This is a genomic window from Roseateles sp. GW821-FHT09G09, from assembly GCF_059415965.1.
In genome coordinates this window covers 403112-420939 of the sequence record NZ_JBWKOG010000007.1, presented here as the reverse complement: position 1 = coordinate 420939, position 17828 = coordinate 403112, and the positions used below count along the sequence as shown (strand labels likewise).

The 17828-nt window shown below is 68.3% G+C and carries 17 protein-coding genes; 10 read left to right on the top strand and 7 right to left on the bottom strand.

The window, feature by feature from the left end; genetic code table 11:
- The first annotated feature begins 7 nt into the window (after positions 1 to 7).
- From AC07O8_RS20770 to AC07O8_RS20755, 4 genes are read left to right on the top strand one after another with little or no spacing between them, the layout of a single operon-like run.
- On the top strand, positions 8 to 517 hold the full coding sequence (locus AC07O8_RS20770; protein ID WP_495049818.1) for a lysozyme: 510 nt from the start codon (positions 8 to 10) through the stop codon (positions 515 to 517).
- 20 nt (positions 518 to 537) lie between these two features.
- Positions 538 to 1596: a hypothetical protein gene (locus tag AC07O8_RS20765; protein ID WP_495049817.1), complete on the top strand. Its 1059-nt coding sequence runs from the start codon at positions 538 to 540 to the stop codon at positions 1594 to 1596.
- 25 nt (positions 1597 to 1621) lie between these two features.
- Positions 1622 to 3379 (top strand): hypothetical protein, encoded by a 1758-nt coding sequence (locus AC07O8_RS20760; RefSeq protein ID WP_495049816.1) that lies wholly within the window; start codon positions 1622 to 1624, stop codon positions 3377 to 3379.
- A gap of 3 nt (positions 3380 to 3382) precedes the next feature.
- Positions 3383 to 4642: a hypothetical protein gene (locus AC07O8_RS20755; protein ID WP_495049815.1), complete on the top strand. Its 1260-nt coding sequence runs from the start codon at positions 3383 to 3385 to the stop codon at positions 4640 to 4642.
- A 106-nt stretch (positions 4643 to 4748) separates the two neighbouring features.
- Here AC07O8_RS20755 and AC07O8_RS20750 read toward each other — a convergent pair whose 3' ends face one another.
- From AC07O8_RS20750 to AC07O8_RS20735, 4 genes are all read right to left on the bottom strand, one after another.
- Positions 4749 to 5120 carry a YciI family protein gene (locus AC07O8_RS20750; protein ID WP_495049865.1) on the bottom strand — a complete coding sequence of 124 codons (372 nt, stop codon included), beginning with the start codon at positions 5118 to 5120 and terminating at the stop codon, positions 4749 to 4751.
- A 111-nt stretch (positions 5121 to 5231) separates the two neighbouring features.
- Entirely contained in the window at positions 5232 to 5564 is a 333-nt protein-coding gene (locus tag AC07O8_RS20745) for a YciI family protein (protein ID WP_495049814.1), read from the bottom strand.
- Between the two features lie 327 nt (positions 5565 to 5891).
- Positions 5892 to 6527, bottom strand: coding sequence for a DNA oxidative demethylase AlkB (alkB, locus tag AC07O8_RS20740; protein ID WP_495049864.1), 636 nt, complete (start codon positions 6525 to 6527; stop codon positions 5892 to 5894).
- Positions 6528 to 6558: 31 nt separating this feature from the next.
- Positions 6559 to 6633, bottom strand: coding sequence for a 2OG-Fe(II) oxygenase (locus AC07O8_RS20735; protein ID WP_495049863.1), 75 nt, complete (start codon positions 6631 to 6633; stop codon positions 6559 to 6561).
- 275 nt (positions 6634 to 6908) lie between these two features.
- On the opposite strand from AC07O8_RS20735, the gene AC07O8_RS20730 reads away from it, so the two are divergent.
- Together AC07O8_RS20730 and AC07O8_RS20725 are read left to right on the top strand one after the other, a co-directional pair.
- Entirely contained in the window at positions 6909 to 7352 is a 444-nt protein-coding gene (locus tag AC07O8_RS20730) for a hypothetical protein (RefSeq protein ID WP_495049813.1), read from the top strand.
- Positions 7349 to 8092 (top strand): DUF695 domain-containing protein, encoded by a 744-nt coding sequence (locus tag AC07O8_RS20725; RefSeq protein WP_495049812.1) that lies wholly within the window; start codon positions 7349 to 7351, stop codon positions 8090 to 8092. Before AC07O8_RS20730 ends, AC07O8_RS20725 begins: the two co-directional genes overlap by 4 nt.
- Before the next feature lie 74 nt (positions 8093 to 8166).
- Here AC07O8_RS20725 and AC07O8_RS20720 read toward each other — a convergent pair whose 3' ends face one another.
- Positions 8167 to 10083: a sensor domain-containing diguanylate cyclase gene (locus tag AC07O8_RS20720; protein WP_495049811.1), complete on the bottom strand. Its 1917-nt coding sequence runs from the start codon at positions 10081 to 10083 to the stop codon at positions 8167 to 8169.
- A 227-nt stretch (positions 10084 to 10310) separates the two neighbouring features.
- On the opposite strand from AC07O8_RS20720, the gene AC07O8_RS20715 reads away from it, so the two are divergent.
- Positions 10311 to 12194, top strand: a complete 1884-nt coding sequence (locus AC07O8_RS20715) for a T6SS phospholipase effector Tle1-like catalytic domain-containing protein (protein ID WP_495049810.1) — start codon at positions 10311 to 10313, stop codon at positions 12192 to 12194.
- 121 nt (positions 12195 to 12315) lie between these two features.
- On the opposite strand, the gene AC07O8_RS20710 is transcribed toward AC07O8_RS20715, so the two are convergent.
- Complete coding sequence (locus AC07O8_RS20710) at positions 12316 to 12747, bottom strand: hypothetical protein (protein WP_495049809.1); 432 nt, start codon at positions 12745 to 12747, stop codon at positions 12316 to 12318.
- A 254-nt stretch (positions 12748 to 13001) separates the two neighbouring features.
- On the opposite strand from AC07O8_RS20710, the gene AC07O8_RS20705 reads away from it, so the two are divergent.
- Both AC07O8_RS20705 and ampC read left to right on the top strand, forming a co-directional pair.
- On the top strand, positions 13002 to 14201 hold the full coding sequence (locus AC07O8_RS20705; protein WP_495049808.1) for an esterase-like activity of phytase family protein: 1200 nt from the start codon (positions 13002 to 13004) through the stop codon (positions 14199 to 14201).
- A gap of 189 nt (positions 14202 to 14390) precedes the next feature.
- A complete protein-coding gene (gene ampC / locus AC07O8_RS20700; protein WP_495049807.1) occupies positions 14391 to 15599 on the top strand; it encodes a class C beta-lactamase in 1209 nt (402 codons plus the stop codon).
- A gap of 48 nt (positions 15600 to 15647) precedes the next feature.
- Here the strand turns inward: ampC and AC07O8_RS20695 are convergent, their stop codons facing one another.
- Entirely contained in the window at positions 15648 to 16076 is a 429-nt protein-coding gene (locus AC07O8_RS20695) for a YfeK family protein (protein ID WP_495049806.1), read from the bottom strand.
- A gap of 160 nt (positions 16077 to 16236) precedes the next feature.
- Here AC07O8_RS20695 and AC07O8_RS20690 point away from each other — a divergent pair, with 160 nt between their 5' ends.
- Positions 16237 to 17826 (top strand): 3-deoxy-D-arabino-heptulosonate 7-phosphate synthase, encoded by a 1590-nt coding sequence (locus AC07O8_RS20690; RefSeq protein ID WP_495049805.1) that lies wholly within the window; start codon positions 16237 to 16239, stop codon positions 17824 to 17826.
- Positions 17827 to 17828 lie beyond the last annotated feature (2 nt).

Here is a 17828-nt window from a genome sequence, read left to right as displayed (position 1 = left end):
GCTCCCCATGGGTCAAAGGGAGGTGAATCAGGCGGGGATCGACCTCATCAAGTCGTTCGAAGGCATTCCCGACGGCGATCCGTCCACTGTCAACATTGATCCTTACCTGGATCCGGTCGGCATCTGGACCATAGGCTGGGGCCATGCCATCCGCTACCAGGGTCGCTTCCTTCGCGGCGAGGCCGACCGCGCAACAACGGCGGCACTGTATCCAGGCGGGCTGACAGAGCCGCAGGCCGAGCGCCTGCTCTCGGCCGATCTGGTGGATGCCGGACGCGACGTGCTCGCAGCCGTGGCGGTGCCGCTCGACGACAACGAATACGCGGCCCTGGTGAGCTTCACGTTCAATCTGGGAGCTGCCAATCTGCGCAGCTCCACGCTGCTGCGCCTGCTGAACCGCAACGACCGCCTTGGCGCAGCGGATCAATTCGGCCGCTGGATCCTGGCCAGCGGCAAGCCATTCCCAGGTCTCGTTCGCCGACGCCAGGCAGAGCGTGAACTGTTCCTGGCGTCCTGAACCGAGGGGAGGAAATCTTCATGTCCATGCAGGAACACCGCAAGGGTCTGATCTGGTTGGCGCTGTACCTCATGGTGGCGGCCGTCGTCATGGGCATTTGCAAGTACCGAGACAGGCAGGCAGGCGCCGGCTTCCTGCGTGTGGACACGGTGCATCACTTCGAGAGACTGGCGACGCCCAGTTGCGAAACACTCGGGGACACGCCCTTGATGCTCTTCATCGAAGGCATGGATACCGGGCTGCGCAGCGTGGGCTGCCTGGACCCCAAGGCAAACACGTCGTCGGCCGCATTCGACTTCAAGCACACCCGACCGAGCAGCCTGACCGATGCCGAGGATCGTGCCGTGTGGTCTGTCATCTTGAGCCGACCACTCCAGACCATTCAGGAGCCGCGACTATTGCGTTATGAGATCCGCAGCGCCGATGGCAAGGACGGCAACCTGGCACCCGCGAACAGCACGGTCCCGCTCGTCATCTTCGAGTGGTGGGCGCCCGGGGCCGTGGCGCTGGTGCTGGGAGTCTGGGGAGCGATGATCTACCTCGGCGCGCGCTCTGCCCTCGTGCGGGACGGCGCCGCGCCCGGTGTACCGCTGGCGCAGCGCACCTTCAGCCTGGCCAAGGTGCAGATGGCCTGGTGGTTCGCGATCGTCTTCGCCAGTTTCGTCTTCCTGTGGATGGTGACCGGCGAGACCCCCTCCATCAGCGGGCAGGCGCTGTCGTTGATGGGTATCTCCAGCGTCACGGCGGCCGCTTCGCTCGGTATCGGCGGTACTCGCGCCGGCAACGATGGCGTCAAGGACGTCTTCTTCAGCGACCTGTTGAGCGACGCCGACGGCATCACCATCCACCGCTTCCAGATGGTCGTCATGACCGTCGCGCTGGGACTGGTCTTCCTGTTCCACGTCGCCCGCCACCTGACCATGCCCGAGTTCGAGCCATCCTTGCTCACCCTCATGGGCCTGAGCGCCGCCACCTACGTGGGCTTGAAAATCCCCGAGAAGAAGGCCGACGACGACACCGTGCAACTCGCCGGTACCGTGGCCGAAGCCAAGGTCGGGTACTCGGCCACGCCGCAATGAGGCGCATGGCGCCAGGGAGGACAACATGACTGCTTCGTCTGTGCCATGGATGGCGCCAGCCCGCGCGCCTGTCGCCCGACTGGTCTACGTGGCGGTGCTGGTGTTGTTGGCCGGCTGCGCCAATCCCATCGTCAAGCTGGATCTCGCCGGGCACTCCCTGAAGGCGAGTCCCGCGCCAAAGGGTGAGCCCACGTCGATGGCAGAGGCCATCGGCAAACTCAATCACGTCCGGGCCGCCTACAGCGAGGAGATCCACAACCAGACGGGTGCCACACAGAACTCCATCACCGGTCTGGTGTGGCTGGGTGCCGTCATGTTGGGGGCCGCTCCGGCGGTGCACAAGGACGTGCTGGTGACCGCGGGGGTGATTGGCGGCACGACCTACGGGCTCACCGTGGCGCAACTGGACAAGCGCCGCATCGACGTGTGGCAAGCCGGCATCGATGCGCTGGATTGCGCGCGCGCCGCGGTCGTACCGCTGGAGATCAACGACAGCGAGCGCAACCAGATCAAGACAGGAATGGAGACGCTCCAGCTCAAGAAGACCGCGGCGGAAACGGCGCGCGCGAAGCTGGCCTCCGATCTGGGAACACGGGAAGTCACTGAGGAGAACGACCTCAAGATCCGGGCGCTGCTTGCCGCAGCGGACGAACAGATCGCCCAAACGGAGAAAACGCAGAATGCCGGCAACTTCCTGCTGCGAGCATCCAGCGGCAGCGAACTGTCGGTGGTCGTGAACAACATCTCCAGCAAGGTGAACCAGGTCATGGGCGACATCGCCTTGCCGCCCTCTGCAGTGAAGGAGATCCTGGCTGGCCTGCCGGGACAGATCAGCATGCTGGTGCCCGGCGCATTGCCCAAGGCCGCGACATCGGATGGCGATGACAAGGCCAAGGCGGAGAGCAGCTCGGTGGTGGACAAGGACATCAAGAACTTGTCGGAAGCCCTCAAGGAGTTGGAAGTCGCACAGCGGGACCTCAACAAGCTGCTGACGAACTCCAATGGCACCGCCACCGCCGCTACTGCCGCCACCGCAGCGTTGAAAGCCTGCAAACTCGCCGACGTCATCAAGCCGTTCGAGCTGGTGCCGACCACCCTCACCTTCACGCAGGGGCGCGCGCAAGTCGCTGGTTTCGAGATCAAGGGAGGCCTGCCCAACTATCGCGTCAAGGCTCTGGGCACACTGCCTGAAGGCATCAGCATGTCGTTCGAGGGCGATTCCGCCAACACCGTCAGCATTGCCGCCAGCGACAAGGTCCAGCCGACGGAGGCACGCATTCTGGTCAGCGACAAGAGCAACCCGGCTCAGACGCAGCAGTTCGTGGTCAAGGTCATCGCCCTCCCGCCGCCGCCGCCGAACAAGCCGAAGGACACGGGGGGCAAGACGCCTGTGACGCCGCCGCCCAAGCCCACTGACCCAGTCACGACGCCGACGCCGACGCCAACGCCAGCGCCAGCGGCAACGCCGGCGCCGGCACCCTCCGATGCCGCTGCCGTCGAAGATGCCTGGAAGGCGCTGCAGGCGGCGCTGGCGGCACCGGGTTTCACTCGCACGCTGAGCGGCGTGACCTTGGGCGTGGAGTCCACGCAGCTGAAGTCGGGGCGCCTCATCGTCAAGCTCAAATGCAGCAAGCCCGATGCGGGGCTCGCCGCCCTGAGCGTTCGGGAAGAGCTTGCCGCGGCGGCCCCGGAAGCCAAGGCCACGCTGCAGAAGAATGACGCACTGGACGGCAAGCTCAAGCAGATCGACCTGTCGCGCAGCAAGCCCTGCGTCAAGGAGTGAATCGTGCCAGACAAGGCTGCCGACGCCGGCCCCCGCGCCCGTCGCTTCAAGGCCTGGGCTCGCGCCACGGAACAGCGCTCGCTGACGATGCCGGCAGCCTTGCTCGAGACGGGCCGCGCCAACTGGCAGGCCGTTGAAGGCGACCCCGCCTTCCAGACCCGCTTGGCGCAGGAACTATGCGATACGCGCGCTCCAGAGCTGACACTCGCCTACAGGAATCTCGTGTGGATGTTGCCGGGCTTCCGGCAGGCCACCCGCAAGGGCCGCCGCCAGCTGACGGAACAGGTGTGCGTGCTCTTCGTCGTGCGCAACAAAGGCAGCGTCGCGGACAAGCATCCTCAGGCCTTGCCAGAGCAACTGCTGGTGTACGCGGACTGGGACGGCTCGCGCAAGCTCTTTGCGGTGCCTACCGACGTGCAGGACGCCACCGCCTTCGCCGGTGCCAAGGCGCACGGCGCCGGCGCCGGCGTCTGGATCGAACGCCCGCCGTGGCGCCTGGCGCCGGGATGCATCACTTGCCTCGTGCAGTTGACTGACGACACCGGCGCACAGACCTGCGCGCTCAGCGCTCAGCACGTTCTGACGCCGTATGCGGATGCGGACTCCCTGCTGATGGACTCGGGACTGTCGATGTTGCCGATCAGCGGCCAAGGAGACGGGCTTGCCTCGCCGATTCTTGCCACCACCCTGCCCTACGGCGGTGTGCTGCGCAGCGATGCGTTGAAGGACAGGCCCAGCTTTGACGTACAACTGGCGCAGGCCAATTCGGCCATCTTCGATCGCGTCGCCTTGCGACGCTTCAACCCGAAGCAACCGTGGGTGCGGAACATCGCTGAACTTCTGGCCATGAACAAGGCCAACGGCCCCAACGCCTTCCTCCTGCTGACGCCGGACAACCACCCCCAGCCTCGCGGTGCGCTCCCCATGAGCCTGAGCGCGATGCCCACCGAGTCCACCACCGTTTCCATCCAATACACGCTCTCACGCAACGACCGTGCGGTCAGTTGCGCCGTGCTGCACGCAGGCCTCATCACCTTGAAGAGTCGGGGGGCGAAGACTCCCATGGGAGGTGACAGTGGCGCACCCATCGTGATGCGACACGAAGACGGCTCCATGACGCTCGTGGGCATGCACATCGCCGGCAACGATCTGGGTTCGTCGTGGGCCATTCCCGCATGGCAGATCTTCAACCTGGACTTCTGGAGACGCTACCCCGCCGGGGCAAGGATCACGCCGCTGGATGTGCCGCTCGATCACCCTTGACGAAGTCCACTGCGGCCTTCGGACGGCGACGATTTCCGAGCAGTCCCACGAGTGATCGCCGATCGGCAGACCACCAGCACCTGCTGAACTGCCGGCGCGCCGACCTTCAGCGGCTCAGATAGAAATCCATCGGAATCAGCTCGACCGCCCATCCGCCGGCCTCGCCCAGCGTGGCGGCCGGATGCATCGAAGCGATGCGCAGCGCTTCTTCCTGGCTGTCTGCCTCGATGATGAACAGGCCGCCGACGACTTCCTTCGCTTCGGTGTAGGGCCCGTCGGTGACGTGCGTCCTGCCGCCGCTCGGACGAAGCGTCTTCCAGCCTTCCAGATCGCCGAGCGACGCGGACACCAGCACCTTGCCCGTGGCGCGCATCTTCTCGTCCAGGGGCGGGCATTGGCTCACCAGGGCCTTGACGTCTTCGGGCGCCATCTTGGCGAAGGCTTCAGGGGTGAAGTAGGCGAGGCCGAGGTATTTCAAGGGAAGTCCTTTGCGGGAGTTGATGCACTGACGACGAGGGGGAGCGTCGGAAATCGACAAGTTCCCGGAAGAACTTTCAGTGTCCCGCGTCGACGCGCCGGCTCCCCGTCGTCACGACGACTCCTGAAGCGGCCAGACCTCCACGACGCCGTGCGCCACGGCGCAGGGCGTCTTCGCCACCATCGCGATCGCTTCTTGCAGGTCCTTCGCTTCGATCACGGCAAAGCCGGCGATCGGCAACGCGCTGCGCAGGTAGGCGCCCGACGTCGTCTGCACGCCCGAGTCGTCGGGGTTGCGGACTTGCACCGGAGCACCCGCGATGCCGATCAAGGCGCCGCCGGCCTTGAGCTGCGCGTCATGCGCATGCGCCGCGTCGCGCACGGCGGCGTCGGTCTTCTTGTAGCCGGCCTCGTCGCCGTAGCCTACGGTGATGAACTTTGCCATGGGTGCCTCCTTGTCGAAGCCAATGGTTTCAGGGGAGCAAGCCGGGCTCCCGCGGAAGTGCAGAGGCGGCAAGAGCCAGCCCCCCAGGTCCGCCCCTGAAGGTAAGTTCCGCGTCCAGATCCCTGATGCGGATGTCATGGTCGCCTTCCGGTCCGTTCCAGCGGGCCAGTCAGGCCTGCGCGGGGTCAGGCGTTGCCGTTGGCGTTGCTGGTGCCGAGACGACCCGGGGCAAGACCGGTGAGCGAGCCAGCAAGGTGCCAGGGCAAGGTTCCCCGCTGCAAGGGAAATGCATCGGGGGAGCGTGTGCTTGGCGGGTCGACTGCCTGCTCATCCCGCCTTGCGGAAGGTCAGGTTGATGCGGTGGCTCCCCAGATCGGGATGGGGGTTGTCCTTCAGCGTCATGATGCCGTGATAGCGCAGCCGGTCCTCTGCGCCCCAGACGGCCACGTCGCCGTGGAACAGCGGGACCTTCGCGGTCGCATCGTCGCGTCGCAGCCCCCCGAACAGGAAGACAGCCGGCATGCCCAGCGACACGGAGACGATCGGTGCGTCCAGGTCCTGCTCGTCCTTGTCCTGATGGAGGCTCAGCTTCGTGCCGGGTGCGTAGCGGTTGATCAGGCAGGCGTCGGGCTCGAAGCGCTCGAAGCCAGCCGCCGCCGCGGCATCGTTCGCGAGGCGCCTCAGCACATCAGGCATCGCCGGCCAGGGCGCCCCCGTGTCGGGATCGATCGTCGTGTACCGATAACCCCGCCGATCGGACGTCCAACCGAGCGCGCCGCAGTTGGTCATCGCGACGGACATGGTGTAACCGCCCGGCGTCACCAGGTGCCGGAACGGAGCGGTCCGCTCCACCTCGTCGATCGCCTTCAGCAACTCGCCGGCGACAGGCCGTGCGAATCCCCGCAGCACGCGCGCCCGTGGGCCGATTTCCTGGACGCCATCGATGTCCCCATCGATGTGCATGTCGTCGAACAGTCCCCGTGTGCTCACCCGGTCACCTCGTGTCGTGAAAGATCAATCCCATCGTATGACGATGGCCGCGGCTGATCCGGCTGACGCCTTGACGCATGGCGACGATGAGGCCACTCAGGGACGGTCACGCCATTGAAAAACTCCGGCCCTTGCGATCGACCTCAGAGAGCCGTTGCATGGGCACGTGCTCAGATCGGGCCGCGACAAACCCGCCCTATGATCGATGAAGGAAACAACGACTCAGATCGCCGCCGACGCTGTCGCCAAAAGTCTGGGCCACAGTGGCATCCAGTGCGTGGTTCTTGTCCTGCACCTCGCCCCCCGGACCTCAACGCCCGAGACCGCTGCCTTGAAGCGAGACGCGTTTGCCGCATGAACACCTACGAAACGGTCCCGCTTGAAGCTGCCGCGCTGGAGCGGGTGCTTGCCGATCTCGGTGAACGAAGCCTCGCCGGAACAGCCAGGGTTTTCACGTCCATCCAGACGTTCGTCGTCAACCGCCGCGGCTACCTGGTCCGTCTGCCAGTGGAGCCAGGTCCGGACTATCAAGATGAGAATGCCTTCGTCCACGACGGCAACGCATTCCTCGTCGTGCTTGATCTGTGGGGTTGGGAAACGCTGATCGGCGAACGTCGCGTTGTTCACCCGTATGACAGGTCCGACGTCACGGATTCGCTGATCTCCGCGCTGGAAGCTCGGGCCCGGGACGGTTGCACCAGAGTCGTCATCAAGGACAGTGTGTTCTGGACGAGCTTTCTCAACCAAGGCCACCCGAGTGCGCCGCGCCAACTCACTTCCGCCAACACGACCTCATGACCGACGACTGGGACTTCTACTCCGCGCGCGCCGACGGCAGGCCCGCCTCTTTCTACGTGGACCTTGGCGCGGAGGCCGCCGCGCCGGTGGAGGCGCTGCCGCATATGGCCTACCTGCGCTTGCGCATGCAGCAGCCTCGCGATGACGGACTCTCCAGCCAGTCCGAGTTCGACCAGCTCATCGCAGTCGAGGACAAGCTGGAAGCGTCGCTCTGCAACGATCTCACCGCCTATGTCGGCCGCAACACGTCGAATGGATGCCGAGATTTCTACTTCCACGTCTCCGCACCTGACACGTGGTCGGCGCGGGCCGCGGCGGCAATGAAGTCTTTCCCCGACTACGAGTTCCAGACCGGCGTCCGCGAGGACCCCGAGTGGTCGACCTACAGGAACTTCCTGCTGCCCAGCCCATGGGATCGCGAGCGGATCCAGAACCGCCGCGTCTGCGAGCAACTGAAGCAGCATGGCGACAAGCTCTCAGCGTCTCGTGCGATCGATCATTGGGCGTATTTTTCGAATGCGGCGTCGGCCACCGCGTTCATCGACGAGGTCCGCCCGCTCGGCTTTCAGCTCAAGGAAGACCCAAGGCATGACGAGGAACGCGACGCGATCGGCGTGCACGTCGCACGCGTGGATGTGCCGTCCCCGAGAGGCATCGACGAGGTGACTCGTCCATTGTTCGAGGCCGCACAGCGCCATGGCGGCGAGTACGACGGCTGGGGTTGCTCCGTCGAAGGATGACGATGAGCGATAGCTGCTGCAGCTCCCGCCGACGGATGATCAAGATGACCTTCCCCGACCGATCGACTCCTTGATCACCCGATGTGGCGGTTCCCCTCACCGCCCCTCACCCGCCCCTTCCCATCCCGCTTCCCGCGCAGCATCTCGTGGTCCGCGCGCTCGATGAGCTCATGCGCGCCGGCCTCGTCGTCCGGCGAGAACACCGCGACCCCGGCGGTCACGCCCACCGTCACCACCGTGCCGGACGACAGCACGACGGGCGCGCCGATCGCGTCGACCACCCGCGCCAGCGCCGCCCGCCATTCATCGTCCTCGACGCAGGTCAGGACCAGCACGAACTCGTCGCCGCCCAGCCGCGCCGCCGTGTCCAGCGGCCGGATGCACGCCGTCAGGCGCGCCGCCACCGTCTGCAGCAGTTGATCGCCCGCATCGTGCCCCTGCGCGTCGTTGACCGCCTTGAACCCGTCCAGGTCCAGGTAGCAGACGGCCACCCGCTTGCGCTCGCGCCGCGCCATCGCCAGCGCCTGCTCGATCCGGTCGTACAGCAGCAAGCGGTTGGGCAGCTGCGTCAGCGCGTCGTGGAAGGCGGCGTGGGCCATGTCCTCGTGCGCCGCCTTCATCGCCGTGATGTCGACCGCCATCGCGAAGACCTCGGTGTCGGACAAGGGCACCGCGCCGAAGTCCACCCACACCGCCTCGCCGGTCTTGCTGCGCATCCGGATCTGCGAGCGGTAATAGCCGTGCTCGGTCACCGCCGCGTAGACCTGCCGGCCCATCTCCTCGTACTGCTCGTCGTCCCAGTAGAAGATCCGCGCCGGCATGTCCTGCAGCTCGCCGGGGCCATAGCCGAGCAGCCGCTCCACCGCCCGGTTGCGCCAGGTGATCGTGCGCCGCGCGATCCTCGCCATGCCGACCAGGTCGCTGTCGAGCATGGCCGACTGTTCGCGCTGCAGCGCCTGGATGCGCCTGCCCTGTTCCGCCAGCGCCTGCATCGCCCGGTCCTGCCGCCGCGTGGCGCGATGGACCTGCCAGGTCGCCAGCGCCACCAGCAGCCACGCCAGCACCGCCAGCGAGACCACCGTCCACGCCTGCTGGCGCCAGGTCTGGAAGAAGCGCTCGTTGTTCACCCCGGCGTAGACGATGAAGGGCCAGTCGTCCAGTGCGCGGTACGCCGTGGTGCGGTCCTGCCCGTCGATCGTCACCGTCGACACGAAGGTCCCCTGGCGCGGCTGCGCGGCCTGCATCTCGCGCAGCTCGCGCGAGACCTGTCGCTCGCCGATCTCCCCCTGCGCCGGGCTGCCCGGCGCCATGCGCGCGACCAGGCGCAGGTCGTCGCGGCGCAGCGTCATCGCGTCGAGCGGCGCGAGGTCGTAGCGCTCGAACAGATGCCGGAAATGATCGACGCCCACAGTCACGTAGAGCATGCCCGCGAATCGGCCACGCGCGACCAGCGGCCGTCCGAAGCCGATCACCCAGTTGCCCGACACGCGCGAGACCAGCGGGCCGGTGACCTGCGTCAGCGGCTTCGACAGGTCGCGGGCCTGGATGAAGAAGTCGCGATCGGCGATCTGCGCAGGCATGCCCGCCGGCAGGCGCGTGCCCCAGCGCACCTGTCCGGACGCGTCGGCGGCACGGAGGGATTCGATGCCGAAGAGCAGCCCGTAGCGCGCGTTGAGCACGTCGTTCAGCATCGCGTCGGAGACGCCGCCCGGCGCGTCGAGCAGCCGCTCCATCTCTGCCGCGGTCGCGCGCAGGACCGCGTCGACACGCCCCATCTCGGCGGCGACGTTGAGCTGCGCGACGGCGGCCAGCCCTTCGGACACATCGCGCGCCTGCGCCGCGTAGGCGCGGTGGGAGGTGGCCAGCACATGCGCCACGAGCGCGCCCAGCACCAGCCCGACGGTGAGGTTGGCGCCGATCAGCCAGGCCGTCATGCGGCGCCCGCGGCGCGCGACACCGTCGACGAAAAGTTGCGGATCGGAAAGCGGCATGCCCGGATGGTGCCTCAGCCCGGATGCCGTCGGCGCGGGCGCGCCGCCTGCGGCACGGGGTGTTTTCCCGCGTCCCTTCATTCGGGGATGACCGCCGCGCCCATCCGGCCTAGCCTTCGCCTTTCGCCAGAAGAAACACAGCGGGGGACGGACATATGGACGCGGGCGCAGGGACAGGCACGGGCACAGGCAAAGGCACGAGCGCCGCCCCCAGACAGCGCAACCTCGTGCTGTTCTGCGACGGCACGAACAACACGCTGACCGGCGGCATCGAAGACACCAACGTCCTGAAGCTGTTCGGCTACCTGCGCAGCCAACGGCCGACGATCGAGACCCTGTCGTACTACGACCCCGGCGTCGGTTCGCCCGACGCCGCCCCGCCCACCGGCCTCATCGACCTGATCAAGCGCCGCTGGGCGCGCATCGCCGGCCTGGCCTCAGGCCAGGGCGTCTACGACAACATCGGCGAGGGCTACCGCTTCCTGATGCGCCATTTCGACGAGCGCATCGACGACCGCATCTTCTGCTTCGGTTTCTCGCGCGGCGCCTTCACCGCGCGCGCGATCGTGGGCATGGTCAACCTCTTCGGCATCTTGCGTCCCGAGCACGAGGAGCTGATCCCGACGCTGGTGCGGATCTACTTCTCGCAGCCGCCGATCGAGGAACAGGCCGAAGGCCGCAAGAACTGGCAGCGCGCGCTGGCCCGCGCCCTGCACCGAGGCTTCGCGAGGCCGGGACAGGAAGGCGCACGCGGCGCCCAGGGCGGCGAAGAGGCCACCGCGGCCACGCGCAACCGGCTCGCCGAGCAGGTCCGGCGCAACTTCGCGCGTCCGGCGGACGTCTTCTGGGTCGGCGTCTGGGACACCGTCGAATCGGTCGGCCTGCCGCCGTTCGGCTCACGGGACAACCCGGCCACGGCGACCTTCGCCGACAAGCGGCACATGCTCAACGTCCGCCACGCGCTGGCCTTCGACGAGCACCGCTGGCCCTTCCTGCCGCGGGTCTACGACTCGCCGAGCCGCGTCGACATCCCCGCGGTCGACCGCTTCGACCGCCCGATCACGCGCACGCTGCGCCAGCTCTGGTTCCCGGGCGTGCATTGCGATGTCGGCGGCAGCTATCCGGCGGCATCGGAGGACAGCCGGCGCTATCCCCATGGCCGCACGGGCTTGCCGGACGCCTCGATGGTGTGGATGGTCAACGAGGTGGCGCAGGAGCTCGGCGTCCCGCCGCTGTCCAGCCTGCCCGCCGGCAGCGACGCCTTCGGCATGCCGCTGGCGGAGTCCTTCGTGGGCACTCTGCCGCTGCGCCACGACGCGCTCCACGACACGCCGCTCTGGGCGCTCGCCGGCATGACGGTGCGGCGCATGTCGACGGAGATCGTGCGCATCCCCAAGGGCAGGCAGAAGATCCCGGTCGACGTGCTGCCCCAGTCCCCGCCGGCCCCGTTCCAGGGCCCCAGCGTCTGGGACGAACGGCGGTCGTTGCCGTGGCTGCTGTTCGCGGTCGTCGCCGCCGCGGTCCTCCTGCTGTTCTCCGGCTGGAACCTGCAACAGCTGCCCTTCCTGCAGTCGAGGCTGCCCGCGCCGGGCGGCTGGTGGGAATGCCTGGTGCGCAGCGCGGCGGCGCCGTGGGAATTCGCCCGGCACCAGGCGGGTTTCCTGGTCCACGTCCTGGTCCACGGCTGGCCCGATCACCTCGACTGGATCCGCCAGAACCGCGCGGGCATCTTCTGGGGCCTCGCCTGGGACCTGCTCTTCCTGCTGGCGGCCGCCTACCTGCTATCGCGGCTGGCGTCGCGCGTGTTCACGTGGCTGGCGGGATGGCGCCGCCCGGGCGCATCCCGCTCGCGGCTGCTGCTGGCCATCGGCTGGCTGCCGGCGCTGGCTTTCGGCGCCGACGCGCTGGAGGACCTGTCGACGCTGGCCGCGGTCGTGATCGACACCCTCGGCATGCCCCGCCTCGCCGGCGTGGCGCTGCTGGTCATGAGCGCCTGCTCGCTGGTGAAGCTGCTCGCCTGGAGCCTGGGCATCGCCGTCTTCGGCGTGGGCCGCGCGCTGCTGGCAGTGCTGCCGGTCAAGACGGTCGGCAAGGTGGGACGCAAGACCTGACCCTGCGTGAACCTCGCGACAGGCGGTCGCCGAAGCGCAGTTGGCGTCCAACGCTTAGACGCTCAGAGGCTCAGAGGCTCAGAGGCTCAGAGGCTTAGAGGCTTCGGAGCCCATGAAGGCTTCAAAGGCCTTCCATTGCCTTCTCGTGCGCCTGGTCCTTCAGCGTGCCGCCCTTGGGCTTGAGCAGGTCGCGGGCGTTGGGGATGCCAGAGCTGGCCGACTCGGGCGCCGGCGGCGCCTTGTAGGCGGGCATGACGGTGATGGTGCCGCCCTTGACCTTCTGCTCGGTGCTGCCCGCGGGGCAGGCGTCGTTGGTGTAGAGCACGCTGCCGTTGACCACGCAACGGCGCGGAACGCCGGACGACGGCTTGGCCTGCGGAGCGTCGGAGGTCGCGGCCGGATCGTTGTCGAAGCGGATCTTCGGCAGCTCGACCTTGTCGGCCTGGCGCTCGACCTCGCGCGCGGCGTCGCGCAGGAACGGGATCTCGTCGCGCTTCTTCCAGCCGACGACGCCCAGGACGGCGACAACGATGATGAGCAGCACGGCTCGCATGACTTCTTCTCCCTGATCGGCCGGCCATGTGTTTCGAAATGATGCGGCGCGGCGGGTGCGAATGATAGCGACGGCTTGTCACCTCGGCGCAACCTGGCGCAACGAACATGACACGCATCACGACCTTCATCGCTGTCATGTCCCTCTCCTCGACGCTCTCCTTCCACCGGCCCACCTCTTGCTCCCTCTCCCGCTTGCGGGAGAGGGCGGGGGTGAGGGCCAGCGGCCTTGGCACCCCACCCACCGGAACGACCGTGCTCGCCGCGCGGAACGGTCTCGCCGCCTTGCGCCTGGTGCCGCTGATGCTTGCCACCGCGGCCCTGGCCGCCTGCGGCGGCAGCGACGACGACGCCGGCGCGCCGCTCAACGGCAACAACGACATCACCGTCTCCAGCCTGCGCCTGATCGGCCAGCAGGTGCTGCCGCGTCGGATGGACTACGCCGGCACGGTCGTCGGAGGGCTGTCCGGCGTCGACTACGACCCCAAGACCGACACCTACGTGCTGATCAGCGACGACCGCACGACGACGGACTCCGCCGGCGCGCCCCGCCTCTACACCGCCAAGCTGAGCTTCGACACGAGCACCTTCAGCGCCGTGAACTTCACCGGCGTGGTGACGATGAAGCAGCCGGACGGCAGCGTCTATCCCAAGGTGCCGGACGCGAAGGTCGCCGACCCCGAGTCGGTCCGCGTGGATCCGGTCACCGGCAACTGGGTCTGGCTCAGCGAGGGCGACCGCACGCTGACGAGCGCGCCGCCGCGCGTGATCAACCCCTTCATCCGCGAGATCTCGCCGCAGGGCAACGCAGTGCGCGAGTACACCCTGCCGGCCATGTTCCAGATGAGCGCGCAGGAGACGGGTCCGCGCGGCAACCTGGTCTTCGAAGGCCTGAGCTTCTCGCCGGACGCCCAGTCGGCGTGGGTGCTGATGGAAGGCGCGCTGATCCAGGACGGCGCCGCGCCGACGCCGTCTGCGGGCAGCGCCTCGCGCCTGACGCGCTTCGATCGCGCGAGCGGCGTGGCCAACGCGCAATACGTCTATCCGATCGAGAAGGTGCAGGCCACGCCGGTGCCGGCCGACCAGTTCACGGTCAACGGCCCGACGGAGATCCTGGCGCTGTCGGCGACGCGTTTCCTGGTGCTGGAGCGCAGTTTCTCGGTCGGCGTGGTCGGCAACCAGGTCCGGCTCTACGAGATCGACACCGCCAACGCGACCAACGTGCTGACGGCAAGCTCGCTGACCGGCGCGACGCCGGTGACCAAGAAGCTGGTGCTGGACTTCGAGACGCTGAAGACGCAGCTCGGCGGCATCGCCAACCTCGAAGGCATGACCTTCGGGCCGAAGCTGCCCAACGGCAAGCGCAGCCTGGTCGTCGTCGCCGACGACAACTTCCCGACGGCGGACTCGCTGACGGATCGCAACCAGATGCTGGTCTTCGAGATCCAGCCTTGAACTGAGGCGATGGCGGAGAGGTCGCACGGCGCGCTCGATGCTGCCGGCGCGCTCGGCAGTCAGGGCGCGTTACGGCGATCGCCCGTAACGCGCCTTTCGCCTTCACGGCTTCGCGCCAGCCTCTAAGGTCCGGGATGAACGCCGCGCCACTCGCGCGGCCCGATCCAACGACTCCACGAGGCTTCATCGATGCAGGGAATCTCACGCGCCGCGGCGCGATCGACGACACGACTGGCGGCGCTCGCCGCCGCCGGTCTGGCGCTCTGCGCCGCGCAGGCCGCGCCCGAGCAGGCGCCTGACGCTGCCGCCATTCGCGCGGCCGTCGACGCGGCGGTCCGGCCGATGATGGCAAAGAACGACATCCCCGGCATGGCCGTCGGCGTGACAGTCGGCGGACAGTCCTTCGTCTTCAACTACGGCGTCGCGTCGAAGCAGTCCGGCAAGCCGGTGGACGACAGGACGCTGTTCGAGGTCGGCTCGGTCAGCAAGACCTTCAACGCGACGCTCGGCGCGAAGGCGCTGGTGGAAGGCAAGCTCCAGCTGTCGGACCATCCCAGCCGTTTCCTGCCCGCGCTGAAGGGCCGCCCGATCGACCGCGCGACGCTGCTGAACCTCGTCACCTACACGGCCGGCGGCCTGACGCTGCAGGTGCCGGACGCGGTGATCGACGAGGCCTCGTTGCTGCGCTACCTCCAGCAGTGGAAGCCCGACTTCGCGCCGGGCGAGAAACGTCGTTATTCGAATCCGAGCATCGGCCTGTTCGGTCGCGCGGCCGCCGCGGCGATGGGGCGCGACTACGCGGACGCGGTCGAGTCCGACCTGCTGCCCAAGCTGGGCCTGCGCGAGACGTACCTGCGCGTGCCGACGACGGCCGTGCCCGACTACGCCACGGGCTACGACAAGGTCGAGCATCAGGGTGTGGTCCAGGACATGGCCGTGCGAGTCTCGCCGGGTGCGTTCGACTCGGAGTCCTACGGCATCAAGACGACGGCGGCGGACCTGGTGCGCTTCATGCAGCTCAACATCGATCCCGGCGCCCTCGACGCGAGGACCCGCCAGGCCGTCGAAGCCACGCACATCGGCCACTTCCAGGTCGACGGCATGACGCAGGGACTGGGCTGGGAGCAGTACCCGTGGCCGGTGTCGCTGACGCAGCTCCAGGCGGGCAACGCGCTCGGGCGCGCGACGACGGCGGTCAAGCCGCTGGACCCGACGCCGCCGGGACCGCGGCTGTTCAACAAGACCGGCTCGACGCGCGGCTTCGGCGCCTACGTCGTGTTCGTGCCGACGCAGCGCATCGGCGTCGTGCTGCTGGGCAACCGGAGCTGGCCGATCCCGGAGCGGGTGGATGCGGCCTACGCGATCCTGGGCAAGCTCCAGGCGAACCTCACCCGCTGAAGCGACTCGGCCCGGGAACTTCAGCGTCGGCGCTTCGGCACGATGGGCTCAGCGCGCGAGCGAAGGCGCCGACGCGCCCTTCCCCGCGGCGCGCACGGCCACGAGTTCGCGGGTGAGCCAGGTCTTGCTCTCGACCGGCGCCGCGCCGCCACAGCGCACGAGGTAGGGCTTGCCGCTCATGCTGCTCTTGGACGCGCCGAGGTCGATGAACTGCTCGGCGGTCTTCACGAGGTGCTTGTCTTCAAGGTAGCTCAGCTTGCGCTCGAGGTGGGACTTCGCCTCGGCGGCGGAGAACCAGTCGCCGTTGCGGTTGAACTCGCACGACGAGGCCGTCAACTTGCCGAGCAGCGCGGTGACCTCGGCCTTCGCGGCCGGCGGCAGCGGGTCCGCCCAGGCGCCGGTCGGCACGGCGACCCCGGCGGAGAAAACGGCGGCGAAAACGGCGGTGAGCAGGATCGGAAGCGATGGGGCACGCATGGGCGGAGGCTGTGGTCGGTCTGAACCGCGATGTTGCCATGCGCCGCGCGGTCAGACCGGGCGATGAGGCACACTCGGCTGCCATTGTCCGGTCCTCGCGGCCGCCCTCCGCCACTCGATGCCCGCATGACGCGCCCTGCTTCTCATGAGCCCGCCGACGATGCCTCCGTCCCACGCCGCGCCCGGTTCGGGGCAGCCGCCATCACCGACGCTGTCGCCGTTGCTCGATCACGCGCTGAGGAAGACGGTGCGTCGCTACCGTGCGCCGGTGTTGCCGGCAAGCCTGGACGACGCGCGCGTTCGCGGCCCAGCCACCGCGCTGTCCGTCGCCATTGAGCACGCGCGCGCGGCGCTTGCCGCCGGATCGACACCGGCGGACGCCGTGCGGACGCTTTTCCTGAGCGCACTCGCCCGACTGATCGAGGAGGCGATGCGCCCGCTCAAGGATCGCGGCGACGACGACGGCGGCGACGACGGCGGCGGCGGCAATGGCGGCAGTGGTGGCAATCGAGGCAGTGGTGGCAATGGAGGCAATGACGGCAACGGAGGCAATGGCTGCATCGACGGCTGCGGCGATCCCGCCTTCCAGGCCATGGTCCTGCGCCATCGGTCGCCCGTGGTGCGCGAATACGCCTCGCTCAGCGCGCACGTCGAACGCGATCGCCGCGCGGTTCGCGCCGCGGTCAACGCGCTCGCGCATCCCGAGAAGACGCAGCGTCGATCGCCGGGATCGACGCGCGAGGCGCTCCTCGCGCTGCACGCCGCGGCCGCGGCGAGCGACTGGACGCGGGTGTCCGACGTCATCGCCGCGCTGCGCCAGGCCCCCGACGTGCGCGCGGAGGACCTGCTCCATCGCGGTCTGGAGCGCCTGTCCGCCGAAGCCGCGCTGACGCGCCTGCGCCGACTCGACAGCGTGTCGTCCGACCCGCTGGTGACGCGTTATCGCGCCCTCTGGGATCGTCGCGGCCCGGTCGCGGGCAGCGAGCAGGCCGCCGCCAGCGGCGCCGACGCCCAGCATCGCGGCGACGCGGTGGAAACGCTGGCCACCGAGGCGCTCGGCGCGCTCGTCATCCGGATGAACGCCGAGGCCGGGACGTCGCGCTACCGGGTCGCGACCTCGCTGCGGATCCCGGCCTCCTTCCCCGGCGACGCCCAACGCGCGAAGAGCGAGTGGGACGTGGCGCTGCTTCGTCGCCACGACGGCGACGTCGTCACAGGGCTCGGCGAAGTTGCCGCAGGGATCGGCGAGGTCGTCACAGGGACCGGCAAGGACTGGGACCTCTGCCTGCTCATCGAGGCCAAGGCCTCGCCGGACGCCGCGACCACCGACCTGCCGCGACTCCTGCGGGGCCTGCGCCTGCTGTCGCAGGCCGACATCGACACGACCTATGGGTTCGCCTCCAACGACGGCGAGGTCCGCCTGCGCGGCGCCTCGTTGAGCGCGCTGCCCACCGAGGAAGGCGCACTCGCGCGCGCCGTGCTCTATTGCTGCGACGGTCCGGAGGAACGCACGCCGCGACTGCTCAACGCGGCGAGCCGCATGCAGCTGCTGTCCGCCGAGGCCAGCCTCGACTTCGCCGGCCTGCTCGAGGACGGCGCGCCGGCCGATCCGCAACTGCTGAGCCCGGTGTGGCGCCTGCTGCTGGAATCGCCCGCGTTCACCTCGGTCCTGCGCCAGTACGTGACGCTGCGCGCCGTGCGCGAACTGATGGTCCATCCGCGCGACCTGCTGGCCGCCGCGCAGGCGTGAAG